Source organism: Mucilaginibacter sp. CSA2-8R, assembly GCF_038806765.1.
In the GTDB taxonomy this organism is placed as follows: Bacteria; Bacteroidota; Bacteroidia; order Sphingobacteriales; family Sphingobacteriaceae; genus Mucilaginibacter.
The window spans coordinates 46,794-58,308 of the sequence record NZ_CP152389.1 but is presented as its reverse complement, the minus strand read 5'-3'; the positions used below and the strand labels follow the sequence as shown (position 1 = coordinate 58,308).

Here is an 11,515-nt window from a genome sequence, read left to right as displayed (position 1 = left end):
GTTAAAAATAAATCAGAAGGGTGTAAGCTTAACCGCTTACATCCTTTCTTATTTATTTACCATTAACCCAACTGCTTCAAAGCTAAGCGGCTGCTTACCCCTGTTATTTGGCCTTTGAGTTGCTTGCTTACTGCCAGCTTGGCGCTGGGCATCAAAGGCGTTAAACTGCTTGGTTGCAACACCGGATATAATTACTTCGCGCCCTTTGATGTTTGGGGGCAAACTGATGCCGTTGGTTTTAAAGCGGGCATTAATCACTTTTCCGTTACCGGCATCTATGATAAACGTTCCTTGTTTGGTATTGGTTACTTTGAGTATTTTACCTACAATAGCGGTAGTGATGCGGGTACGTTTACCCATAAACCCCTCCAGTTTCGAGGCTGGCATCAACCCTACGGTACTCGGACTTCTACCAAATACCATCCCATGGGGTAATTTTTCCGGCCGTTGTGCAAAAGCACTCAGGTTATTGATCACTAATAAAAAGGCTGCAAAAAATATAAGACGCTTCATCATCGTAACAATTTCGAAACTGATAACAAATCATCATCTGTTTTGCTTCATGTTAACAAACTTTAACACTTCTTTGCCATTATATTGCCTAAGGTTTAGTTAATTAGCAAGCTGAATTAAAAGCAGGTTATTAATTTTGTGATTAGCCCCGGCCATATCAAGGTTAATTACAGTGTAAAGGCCATTTAGCAAACGGAACACGGTTAATTACATATTTGACTAATAGATTTTAGATGACATTGAAACAGATTTACACCTTAAAAAATAGTTTATTGACCTGCTTTGTAGCAACGGCTGTGAGTATGGCGGCTTGTAACAAATCATCCAATGTCGATCCGGTAGCACCCTCTGCTACTACGGTTCCGGTATTGGCTAACCTCACGTCAACGGGTGTGCAGGCCAGCGGTATGCTTACTGATTATGGCTCGTCGCCCATCATTACCGCTTCGGGCGTGGTATATAGCGCGAGTAACTCCAACCCTACCATAAGCGATTCACAAACCAGTACAGGTACCAACGCAATTTTTAAAAGTGATGTAACCGGGCTTACCCCCAACACTACTTATTATTTGAGGGCTTACATTAAAAGTGATGCCGGAACAGGATATGGCAGCGTAATAACTTTTAAAACCAGCGCCAGCACAGCCGACACCAGCGTAACCGTATCTACACTGGCCGGAAGCAGCACCGCAGGCTTAGCCAATGGCACGGGTGTTAATGCATCTTTTAACAGTCCAAGCGGCACGGCCGTTGATGCGCAAGGCAACGTTTACGTAACTGACTCATTTAATCACCTGATTCGTAAAGTAACACCTGCCGGTGTGGTAACTACCTTTGCCGGTAGCGGTGCCCTGGGTTTTAGTGGTGGAACAGCCACTACGGCACAATTTTACAGCCCTAATGGCATAGCCACAGATGCGACAGGCAATGTGTATGTATCAGACCTGGGTAATAATGCTATCTATAAAATTACCAGTAGCGGTACGGTAACCATACTGGCCGGAAGCGGCACAGCCGGGTATGTGAACGGCGCCGGATCAACAGCTGCTTTTAATGCCCCGCAAGGTGTAGTAGCTGATGCATCGGGCAACGTTTATGTAGCCGATCAGGGTAACAATCGTATACGCAAAATAACATCAGCGGGTGTAGTGAGTACGCTTGCCGGAACCGGTGCCGGAAGCAATATTAATGGGGATGGTACTACAGCCACATTTAATCGCCCTTACGGACTGGCTATTAATGCTTCGGGCAACTTGTATGTAACCGACTTGGGCAACTACGCTATCCGTAAAGTAACTGCAGCCGGCGTAGTAAGTACGTTAATAGGCAACAGTGCAACTACTGGCTTACTAAACACACCAACCGGTATTGCTATTGACTCACAAGGTGTATTATACATTACCGACCAGAGCGGCCGGATACTTACCATTACAACGGCCAATGTGCTATATTCATTGGCAGGCAAACCCAACACCTTGGGTTTTGCTGACGGATCGAAAACCACAGCGCAGTTTTCTGCACCAAACGGTATTGCCGTTGATGCTAATAAGAATATTTACGTGGCCGATAATAACAACAACCGTGTAAGAAAACTGGTAGTAACCACCAAATAACTATTACACCGGCTATAAAACAACGAAGGGGCTGATTTTGTAAAATCAGCCCCTTCGTTGTTCACCAATAAATTTATCCAAACAAAAGCCCGAATACTTCTTCAATACGGCTCACCGGTTTAATCTCAATTTTGTAATGAGACAAATCGAGCTGGTTTTTATCGTTTTTACCGGATGGCAAGTTGTATTTAGAAATAAAGATCTGCTCAAAACCCAACTTTTGAGCTTCAGCTATACGTTGCTCAATCCGGTTTACGGCTCTGATCTCGCCCGACAAGCCTAACTCGCCTGCAAAACAGGTTTTTGATGATATCGGCATATCCTCATGAGATGATATAATGGCAGCAGCCAAACCCAGGTCAATGGCCGGATCTTCCACTTTGATACCTCCCGTAATATTCAGAAACACATCCTTAGTACCTAACCTGAAGCCGCAACGCTTCTCGAGCACGGCCAGCAGCATGTTCATGCGGCGCGTATCAAAGCCCGTAGCCGACCGCTGAGGTGTGCCATAGGCCGAAGTGCTCACCAATGCCTGCGTTTCAATAAGCATAGGCCTAAGGCCCTCTAACGTAGCACTTATGGTGATACCGCTCAGCGCCTCGTCCCGTTGCGACAACAAGATCTCTGACGGATTGGACACCTCACGCAAACCGGCACCCAGCATTTCGTAAATACCCAACTCAGATGCCGAACCAAAACGGTTTTTTATTGCTCTTAAAATGCGGTAAACGTGATGCCTGTCACCTTCAAACTGCAATACGGTATCCACCATATGTTCCAGTATTTTGGGGCCGGCTATCATGCCGTCTTTAGTGATATGGCCTATTAAAAATACCGGTGTCGAACTTTCTTTGGCAAAACGCAGCAACTCAGCCGTACACTCGCGCACTTGAGATACGCTGCCCGGTGTAGACTCGATATGCGCCGAGTAAAGCGTTTGTATCGAATCAACAATCACCAGATCAGGCTGCAATTGTTCAATCTGCTTAAAAATGTTTTGCGTGGATGTTTCGGTTAAAATGAAACAGCCGCTACCGCTTAACCCTGCAGACCCAGGTTGCGGGGCCGAGATACGCTCCGCCCGCATTTTTATCTGCCGGTCGCTTTCCTCTCCAGATACATACAATATTTTGGCAGCAGGCATACTTAACGCCAGTTGGAGCATCAAGGTAGATTTACCAATGCCTGGCTCACCACCAATAAGTACCAGTGAGCCTGCAACAACGCCGCCGCCCAGTACACGGTTAAATTCATTATCAGGTGTCAGAATGCGGTGCTCTTCGGCAAAATCAATACTGTTAACCGGTACCGCCTTATTAGCCCTTTGTGTGGATGTTGATTTTGGGCCGCTATTATTGTTGCTGGGCTTCCAGTTCGGTATAGCCGCATTAGGCTTCTCAACCACCTCTTCTACAAAAGTATTCCATTGCCCGCATGAAGGGCATTTGCCCAGCCACTTTGGCGACTCGTAGCCGCAGCTCTGGCAAAAATATGCTGATTTTGTTTTAGCCAATTGATTTCGATGTGCAAATTTTATATATACAGATGTGTAAATGAGACCAGTCAGATAACACAGCGCAAAAGGTTTTACTAATATAAATATACAACAAAGGGCTGATAGTAACTATCAACCCTTTGTCATTTGCTAATGCATTTAGCTTTTAATTATTTTACGTTTAGAGTTTTATCTCTTCGTCTTTAGCGTTCATAAAACGGAATTCTGTAATCTGGTATGATGGATTGGCTTTAACCTTTATCCACTGACTATATTTAAAATACCATTTCATCTGCCGGCTTATCAGGCCTTTTTTAATGTAAGCTTCGATGTACGGGTGTACAACAAGCGTAATGTTTTTTTCATTTTGCTCTACCAGGATGTAATTGAAATTGTTCTCAATATCATCTAACAGCAAAATACTGGACCTGATGGTCCCGGTACCGTTACAGGTTGGGCAAACCTCACTGGTTACAATGTTCATTTCGGGGCGCACACGCTGACGTGTAATTTGCACCAAACCAAATTTGCTTGGCGGCAAAATGGTGTGCTTAGCCCTATCATGTGCCATCTCATCGCGCAAATAATCAAATAGTTCTTTACGGTTGGTTGGTTTGTGCATGTCAATAAAATCGACTACAACAATACCGCCCATATCGCGTAAACGTAACTGCCGTGCTATTTCGCGGGCTGCCTCTTTGTTTACCTGTAAGGCGTTGTCTTCCTGGTTTTCTTTGTTTGCCGTACGATTGCCGCTGTTAACGTCAATCACGTGCAGGGCTTCGGTGTGCTCAATAACCAGGTAAGCTCCACCAGCCAGATTTACGGTTTTTCCAAAAGCAGATTTGATTTGCTTTTCAATCCCGTAGTGCTCAAATATCGGATCGCGGTGCTTGTGCAACCTAACGATGTTTTCCAAATCAGGTGATATCTCATGTACGTAAGAACGAACTTCCTCAAAAATAGAGTTCTCGTTAACGTATATGTGCTGAAAATCAGCATTTAAAATATCTCTTAACAGTGTAGAAGTACGGTCAATCTCGCCTAGTATCTTTTTAGAAGGGTCGGTAGCCGGTAAACGCGTCATGAAAGATTCCCACTTGGATATTAAATCCAGCAGGTCTTTCTGCATTTCGGTTACGCCTTTTCCTTCTGATACAGTACGAATGATTACCCCAAAGTTGGCCGGTTTTATACCTTCCACTATTTTACGCAGGCGGGTACGCTCTGTGTTACTTTTGATTTTTTTAGAAATCGAAATCACATCAGAAAACGGCACCAGCACCACATAGCGGCCGGCAATAGATAAATCGGAACTCAGCCTCGGGCCTTTGGTTGAAATAGGCTCTTTGGCAATTTGTACCGGTATCAGCTGGTTTTTAGTTAACACCTCAGATATTTTACCTGATTTGTTAATGTCAGCTTCCAGCTTTAAATCGTCCAGTAATTTGGTTTGGTAACTCCCTCCACGTACCTGTTTTGTTAATTTGAGCAGGCTTTGCACTTGCGGACCTAAATCCAAATAGTGCAAAAACGCATCCTTCTCGTATCCTACATCAATAAAAGCAGCGTTAAGCCCGGGCATTATTTTTTTAACACGGCCCAGGTAAATGTCTCCAACAGTGTAGTTATTGGAAACCTGCTCTTTATGAAGTTCTACGAGTTGTTTATCCTGCAACAGGGCAATAGTTGCCCCGGCAGGGGATGAATCGATAATTAATTCTTTTACCAACTGCTACTCCATTTCTTCAAAGCGGCATTACACCGCGTACAATAAGAGGATAAAAACAAATAAAAAATTTGCCTGTACTCACTATAACAAGCACAGGCAAACACACCGTTAAAACGGCTTATTTCTTTTTATGTCTATTTTTTCTTAAACGTTTTTTACGTTTGTGGGTAGCCATTTTATGTCTCTTACGTTTTTTACCGCTTGGCATAGTACTTAATGTTTTAAAGGGTTATTTAATTTTTTAATTCGTTAATATAGTTGTCGATGGTTTGGCCCATGGTTGGGTCGCCCATCATTTCCTTACATTTTACGTAGGCATCAATTGCCTCTTTTTTCATGCCCAGCTGTTTATAGCTTTCGGCCAGGTAAAAGTAAGGCTCCACCTTAGAGCGCTTGCTGTTTAAGGCAATCATATGCTTAAAACGTTCAACTGCTTTTTGATACTGGCCCGACTTCATGGCAAACTGCCCCAAATTTAAGTTTGCATTCCAGTTGTCTGGATCAGCACCTACTACTTCGCGCAATAGCATAATACCCTGCATCGGCGAACCACCTTCAGGATCGGTTATACCCAAGCTGGTTTGGTTTACATAAGCCACTCCCAGGCCTGTCTTAGATTCTGTATCAGCAGGCCGTAAATCCATTGCTTTTTTGAAAGAAACGATAGCGTTGCTTACAAACGCAGGTTGCATGGTAGTATCCTGAGTAAATTTGTAGGCATCATTAAAACGGCTGCCTGCAGTAAACCAGTTTTCAAAATCGTTTTTGGCTTGTGCCAAATCCATATAATAAAAAGCAGCAGGTGCAGGCTGGTTTACGTTATCCCATTCATGTGCAAGTTCGGTTTGCAATTTAAGCTTCTCGCTTGCCGAACCTGCTTTTTTCAAAGCATCTTCAAGCGAAGTAATTTTACCGGCTAAATTGGCCCCAATGGCTGATTTTGCCGGTACTGATACCGCAGCCACGTTTATTTTACTGGCAACCGGGCTTTCGGTTGCTTGTTTACCCGGAGCCGCGCGCTCTTCTTTTGGCTTAACCAAGCCCTTAACGGGCTGCAAATACAAATAGCCCATCACCGCAACTACGGCCACTACAGTAACTATTTGCTTTTTAATCATATTATTAAGCTTTGCTTGATTTAGTTTTATTACCTGTTCTTACCTTTTCAACAAAAGTTTTGGCTGGTTTAAAGCTGGGTACAAAATGTTCAGGTATAATAATAGCGGTGTTTTTTGAAATATTACGTGCGGTTTTCTTAGCTCTCTTTTTTACAACAAAGCTGCCAAAGCCTCTCACATATACATTCTCGCCGCTAACCATCGATGTTTTAACTACTTTAAAAAACGCCTCAACAGTTTCCTGAACGTCAACTTTCTCAATCCCTGTTTTAGTTGATATTTCAGCTATAATTTCCGCCTTAGTCATATCTGTTTTTTATTAATTATTTTTTGTAAATACTTAACTGTTTTGGGGTTGCAAAAGTATAAGTTTAATTGTAAACTTTGAAATAAAACGAGGTTTTTTTTGACGGCACTTGCCTAAGCAGCAAAACATTACCTCACAATTACGGTTAACGCCTGCCTGTTTTGTAAATTTGTTAAGCATGAATTTTTCTAAAGAGCTGGCGCAATGGTACCAGCAAAACAAGCGCGATTTACCCTGGAGGCATACTACTGATCCTTATATTATATGGCTTTCTGAAATTATTTTGCAGCAAACACGCGTAGAACAAGGTTTGCCTTACTTTAACCGTTTTTTAGAAAATTATCCCAATGTAACTGCCTTTGCCAATGCCAGCGAAGATGAGATATTAAAGCTTTGGCAAGGATTAGGCTATTACTCGCGCGGCCGTAACATGCTCAAAACCGCCAGGCTTATTCGTGCTGAATTTGGCGGTCAGTTTCCATCTGCCTACCAGGATTTAATTAAGCTTAAAGGTGTTGGCGATTATACGGCATCGGCTATCTCTTCTTTTTCGGCCAATGAGGCCCATGCCGTGGTGGATGGCAATGTTTACCGGGTGCTGGCACGTTACTTTGGCATTTCAAAACCAATTAACAGCACACAGGGACAAAAGCTTTTTAAACAGTTGGCTAACGAAGTTTTAGACACCGCTGAACCGGGTTTACACAACCAGGCAATGATGGAATTTGGCGCTATGTTATGCAAACCTAAAAACCCGGCTTGCGGTATATGCCCGGTGCGGTTAGGTTGTGAAGCTTTTAAAACCAATGCAACTACACAACTCCCGGTTAAGTTAAAGACGGTAAAAATCAGAGAGCGCTTTTTTAACTATTTTTTGGTTTATGAAAATGGTAAGGTATTAATGAATAAGCGTACCGAAAACGACATTTGGCACGGCCTTTACGACCTGCCTTTGGTTGAATCAGACCGCTTACTGCCAGTACACGAAATTGTTACATTGCCGCAGGTTGAGCACTATTTTGGTAAGAACTTACCTATTGAAGAGGCATTTGGTTTACAAAAACACATTCTGACGCATCAAAAACTAACCATTCGCTTTATCCGCGTTAAAGAAAAACCTGTTTTACTTAACGAGAACTGGTTTTATACAGACATAGAAAATCTAAAAAAATTAGCATTACCAAAAATCGTTTTTATATTTTTAACTAATTTTTTTAAATTTGAAAACAATTCCCTCTTTTCTAACTAAAACATGTCTGGAATAAATAAAGTAATATTAGTTGGTCACTTAGGCAAAGATCCCGAGGTTAGGCACCTGGATGGCGGTGTATCTGTAGCCAGCTTTCCGTTAGCTACCTCAGAAAGCTACAATAAGGATGGCCGCAAGGTTGAACAAACCGAATGGCATAATATTGTGATGTGGCGCGGCTTGGCAGATGTAGCCGCAAAGTACCTTCAAAAAGGAAAATTAGTTTATATTGAAGGTAAACTCAGAACCCGGTCTTTTGAAGATAAAACCGGCATTAAAAAGTACACCACCGAAATTGTAGCCGAAAACTTTACCGTATTAGGCCGCAAAAGTGACTTTGACAATGATAGCAAGCAAGCTGTGAAGGCCGAAGATGCCGACAATGGTTTTAATCCGGCTAACGACGCGGATGACCTTCCTTTTTAATAGAGATATGGCATAAATTATTCGAGAGCCCGTCTAAGTGTTAGATGGGTTTTTTTGTGCCGTTTTATCGACATGTACAATCATGTATTATAAAATTTCTGTGTTTTCAACGTATGCTATCTTAATATACATGATGAGGTGGCTTAAATATTATAATTAATAGCCAGGGTTAATTTTGGCTTCTATCTAACGTATTGACAGATGTGCAGATTTGTTTAAACCTCTGCTAATTTATATCCTTGTCCGCGTATGCTTTGTATAGAAATTGAATGCTCATCTTTTAAAAATTTGCGCAAGCGGGTGATATAGACATCCATACTGCGTGCGTTAAACCGGTTGTCTTCACCCCAAAGTTTCAACAGCGCTAATTTTCGATCAAGTAATTTATTTTTATTTTGTAGAAGCAGCAATAACAAATCAGCTTCGCGCTGCGACAAATACGCAGTACTTATTGAACTGGTAACTTCTAATCGCTGATAATTAAAGCGCAGCTGGCCCAATTGATACTCTGACGTTGTTGTAATATTCTCATCATTCTCACTTCGTCGTAATAGTGCTTTGATACGCAAAATCAACTCTTCCATACTGAATGGCTTTTTCATGTAATCGTCTGCGCCAAGTTCCAGTCCTTTAAGCACATCTTCGGTCTGCGTTCTTGCGGTCAAGAAAATAATTGGCATTCGTTTGTCTACCGTGCGGATGTCTTTAACCAAAGCAAAACCGTCTTTTTTTGGCAGCATCACATCAACTACGCATAAAACAGGTTTTAATAAGTGAAATAAGCTCCAACCTTCAATACCATGTGCAGCTACTGCAACTTCAAACCCCCGGCTTTCTAACGACTCCTTAATAATCGATGCCAGTATGGGTTCATCTTCAACCAGCAATATTTGAGTTTTACTCATCATACAGAAAATGAGATAATGAATGTTGTACCCTGCCCAACTTTACTTTTAGCCATGGTTTTTCCTTGTAATGATTCGGCCAGAGCTTTTACATGGCTTAACCCTAAGCCATAACCTTTAACGTCGTGCAAATCACCGTTATTAACCCTGTAAAATTTATCAAATATGTAAGGCAGATCTTCTGCACTAATGCCGTTGCCATTGTCACTTACAATGAGCTGCCAGCCTCCGGGCGTAATAAAAGCTTTTACTAAAATATTGGCTTCTGTGCCAGCATACTTTAATGCATTATCCAACAGATTATTCAGGATCGTCTCAATTTTATAAGGGTCGGTGTATAATAACATTGGGTTTGGCTGACAGGCTATCTCTATATTATTATTGCCGATGATCTGGAAGCGCCTGACTGCACCATCAAGCAGTGTGTACAGATCTACTTGTTGCAGCTGCTTGGTGCCAGGTTTACGGTCTATCATACTAATATCCATAATCCTTTCAACCTCCCCTTCCAACTTGTCTATAATAGCCGAATTGATGCCCGTATAACGATTCAGCTTCTCCGGCGAAGCCGCCACATCAAACCTTGCAATTGCTTCGTTAGAAGAACGAAGAATGGTTAGCGGCGTTCTGAGCTCATGGGTAATATTACTTATAAACTCGTTTTTCAGCCGGTCAAGTTTTAACTGCCTGCGAATAATTAAAGCCATATACCATAAGCTCCCTGCAGAAAGCATAATCAGCAAAAACGAAACCAACGCGGGCAACAGATTATGCCTAAACATCCATCCGCTGCTGTCCAGCTTTGCGATAATAACCACCGGCGACTTGTAAAACTCAATCCTTGATGCAACCTCGTTTGGCAGTATACTTAAAGGCTTTTTTCGCAGGTTCAAAGTTACAGGCATCACGATACCCTCTTTAACAAGTTCTTTTTTATATACGCTTGTTAATGCTTTTAAATTAAGCGGCTTGTGCAATTGTTGCGTCATGAGCCTAGCTATCAATGCCCGTACATAGGGCTCGTGCTGCTTATCTATGGCAACGGTATTAAACTCGGCATCAAATACTTGTTTACGTTTGGGCGTATCTAAATCAAAGGCCTCTACACTGGGCTTGGTACGCATAAACACTGTTAACGACGGGTTTTTATAGTTAAGGGAAGTAGGCAGTTCAACTTGTTGAGACTGATATAGCGCTATGCTTTTTTCTAAAGCCCGGGTAGCTGTGGTATGAAAACTACGCTGCGCATTATTAAAATTATAATATAGCCAGTACAACTGGAACAGCACAATACTGCTTACCGTAATGGCGGCAACAATAAACGTAAGTTGTAGTCTTTGCTTCACTACTAACAAATATAACGTTTATCATAAGCATCAATTACGCAGTTAACACTCGTTAACACTAAACCCTTTACTGTTAACATTTGGCACGGCTGTCCCTGATAATTTTGTCATAAAAAAGATTATGATAAAATATTTAAGCGTAGCGGCCTTGCTTGGCATCTCATTATCAGCATTTAGCCAGCAGACAGACTTGGCCAAATATGTATTACCTGATGGCAAAGCTGTTACCCATAGCCAATTAGATAGCGTAGATAAAGCCTGGGGCGGACACGGGTACTTAATGAAACATAGTGATACCGACCCGGATGCAATAGCAGTTTCTCCGATGACGGATGAATACCTGAAAAAACAAGCGGATGAAAAAGAGAAGCTTAATGCATTATTGAACAACCCGGCGCCCGATTTTACATTAACGGATCTTGGCGGTAAAAAATGGACGCTTGCAGCATTGAAAGGCAAAACTGTTGTTTTAAACTTTTGGTTTACTACCTGCCCGCCCTGCATCCAGGAAATGCCTGAATTAAACGCATTGGCAAAAAATTACAACAAGGGTCATGTTGTGTTTTTAGCATTAGGCCGCAACAGTGCACCACAAATCAAAAGTTTTTTAAAAGTTCATCCCTTTAATTATACACACTTTCCAGATGCAGATTCGGTTGGCAACCTGTACCAGATAAACTCGTATCCAACATCTATAGTGATTGATCGTGAAGGGATCATTCGGTTTATACAGGTAGGGGGTAAAAATATCCAACCGCAGATTGACACTGCTATCCACAAAATAGTTCAAAATTAATTTTTTATTAAG

General features: G+C 42.0%; 12 protein-coding genes. 4 read left to right on the top strand and 8 right to left on the bottom strand.

Annotation, left to right across the window (positions count from 1 at the left end):
- Positions 1 to 48: 48 nt before the first annotated feature.
- Positions 49 to 516, bottom strand: coding sequence for a DUF4920 domain-containing protein (locus AAGR14_RS00260; RefSeq protein ID WP_342646585.1), 468 nt, complete (start codon positions 514 to 516; stop codon positions 49 to 51).
- Positions 517 to 746: 230 nt separating this feature from the next.
- Here AAGR14_RS00260 and AAGR14_RS00255 point away from each other — a divergent pair, with 230 nt between their 5' ends.
- Positions 747 to 2,126, top strand: coding sequence for an NHL repeat-containing protein (locus AAGR14_RS00255; protein ID WP_342646584.1), 1,380 nt, complete (start codon positions 747 to 749; stop codon positions 2,124 to 2,126).
- A gap of 73 nt (positions 2,127 to 2,199) precedes the next feature.
- Here AAGR14_RS00255 and radA read toward each other — a convergent pair whose 3' ends face one another.
- The 5 genes from radA to AAGR14_RS00230 form a co-directional block, all read right to left on the bottom strand.
- Positions 2,200 to 3,642, bottom strand: coding sequence for a DNA repair protein RadA (gene radA / locus AAGR14_RS00250; protein WP_342646583.1), 1,443 nt, complete (start codon positions 3,640 to 3,642; stop codon positions 2,200 to 2,202).
- 163 nt (positions 3,643 to 3,805) lie between these two features.
- The gene (locus tag AAGR14_RS00245) at positions 3,806 to 5,356 is read right to left on the bottom strand and encodes an Rne/Rng family ribonuclease (protein ID WP_342646582.1); all 1,551 of its coding nucleotides are present in this window, start codon (positions 5,354 to 5,356) and stop codon (positions 3,806 to 3,808) included.
- A 118-nt stretch (positions 5,357 to 5,474) separates the two neighbouring features.
- Positions 5,475 to 5,564 (bottom strand): hypothetical protein, encoded by a 90-nt coding sequence (locus tag AAGR14_RS00240; RefSeq protein WP_008506795.1) that lies wholly within the window; start codon positions 5,562 to 5,564, stop codon positions 5,475 to 5,477.
- A 25-nt stretch (positions 5,565 to 5,589) separates the two neighbouring features.
- Positions 5,590 to 6,474, bottom strand: coding sequence for a tetratricopeptide repeat protein (locus tag AAGR14_RS00235; RefSeq protein ID WP_342646581.1), 885 nt, complete (start codon positions 6,472 to 6,474; stop codon positions 5,590 to 5,592).
- Positions 6,475 to 6,478: 4 nt separating this feature from the next.
- Positions 6,479 to 6,781, bottom strand: a complete 303-nt coding sequence (locus AAGR14_RS00230; protein ID WP_342646580.1) for an HU family DNA-binding protein — start codon at positions 6,779 to 6,781, stop codon at positions 6,479 to 6,481.
- Between the two features lie 178 nt (positions 6,782 to 6,959).
- Here AAGR14_RS00230 and mutY point away from each other — a divergent pair, with 178 nt between their 5' ends.
- Together mutY and AAGR14_RS00220 are read left to right on the top strand one after the other, a co-directional pair.
- Positions 6,960 to 8,030: an A/G-specific adenine glycosylase gene (mutY, locus tag AAGR14_RS00225; protein WP_342646579.1), complete on the top strand. Its 1,071-nt coding sequence runs from the start codon at positions 6,960 to 6,962 to the stop codon at positions 8,028 to 8,030.
- A 3-nt stretch (positions 8,031 to 8,033) separates the two neighbouring features.
- Complete coding sequence (locus AAGR14_RS00220; RefSeq protein ID WP_342646578.1) at positions 8,034 to 8,456, top strand: single-stranded DNA-binding protein; 423 nt, start codon at positions 8,034 to 8,036, stop codon at positions 8,454 to 8,456.
- A gap of 215 nt (positions 8,457 to 8,671) precedes the next feature.
- On the opposite strand, the gene AAGR14_RS00215 is transcribed toward AAGR14_RS00220, so the two are convergent.
- Together AAGR14_RS00215 and AAGR14_RS00210 are read right to left on the bottom strand one after the other, a co-directional pair.
- Complete coding sequence (locus AAGR14_RS00215) at positions 8,672 to 9,364, bottom strand: response regulator transcription factor (RefSeq protein WP_342646577.1); 693 nt, start codon at positions 9,362 to 9,364, stop codon at positions 8,672 to 8,674.
- On the bottom strand, positions 9,361 to 10,707 hold the full coding sequence (locus tag AAGR14_RS00210; RefSeq protein ID WP_342646576.1) for a HAMP domain-containing sensor histidine kinase: 1,347 nt from the start codon (positions 10,705 to 10,707) through the stop codon (positions 9,361 to 9,363). The genes AAGR14_RS00215 and AAGR14_RS00210 overlap by 4 nt, the downstream gene beginning before the upstream one ends.
- A gap of 121 nt (positions 10,708 to 10,828) precedes the next feature.
- Here AAGR14_RS00210 and AAGR14_RS00205 point away from each other — a divergent pair, with 121 nt between their 5' ends.
- On the top strand, positions 10,829 to 11,503 hold the full coding sequence (locus tag AAGR14_RS00205; protein WP_342646575.1) for a TlpA disulfide reductase family protein: 675 nt from the start codon (positions 10,829 to 10,831) through the stop codon (positions 11,501 to 11,503).
- Positions 11,504 to 11,515: the final 12 nt, after the last annotated feature.

What these genes read in the sequence shown, in the direction of transcription:
- AAGR14_RS00260 (WP_342646585.1), bottom strand. Translation starts at nt 516, where the DNA reads ATGATGAAGCGTCTTATATTTTTTGCAGCCTTTTTATTAGTGATCAAT.
- AAGR14_RS00255 (WP_342646584.1), top strand. Translation starts at nt 747, where the DNA reads ATGACATTGAAACAGATTTACACCTTAAAAAATAGTTTATTGACCTGC.
- AAGR14_RS00240 (WP_008506795.1), bottom strand. Translation starts at nt 5,564, where the DNA reads ATGCCAAGCGGTAAAAAACGTAAGAGACATAAAATGGCTACCCACAAA.
- AAGR14_RS00235 (WP_342646581.1), bottom strand. Translation starts at nt 6,474, where the DNA reads ATGATTAAAAAGCAAATAGTTACTGTAGTGGCCGTAGTTGCGGTGATG.
- AAGR14_RS00230 (WP_342646580.1), bottom strand. Translation starts at nt 6,781, where the DNA reads ATGACTAAGGCGGAAATTATAGCTGAAATATCAACTAAAACAGGGATT.
- mutY (WP_342646579.1), top strand. Translation starts at nt 6,960, where the DNA reads ATGAATTTTTCTAAAGAGCTGGCGCAATGGTACCAGCAAAACAAGCGC.
- AAGR14_RS00220 (WP_342646578.1), top strand. Translation starts at nt 8,034, where the DNA reads ATGTCTGGAATAAATAAAGTAATATTAGTTGGTCACTTAGGCAAAGAT.
- AAGR14_RS00215 (WP_342646577.1), bottom strand. Translation starts at nt 9,364, where the DNA reads ATGATGAGTAAAACTCAAATATTGCTGGTTGAAGATGAACCCATACTG.
- AAGR14_RS00205 (WP_342646575.1), top strand. Translation starts at nt 10,829, where the DNA reads ATGATAAAATATTTAAGCGTAGCGGCCTTGCTTGGCATCTCATTATCA.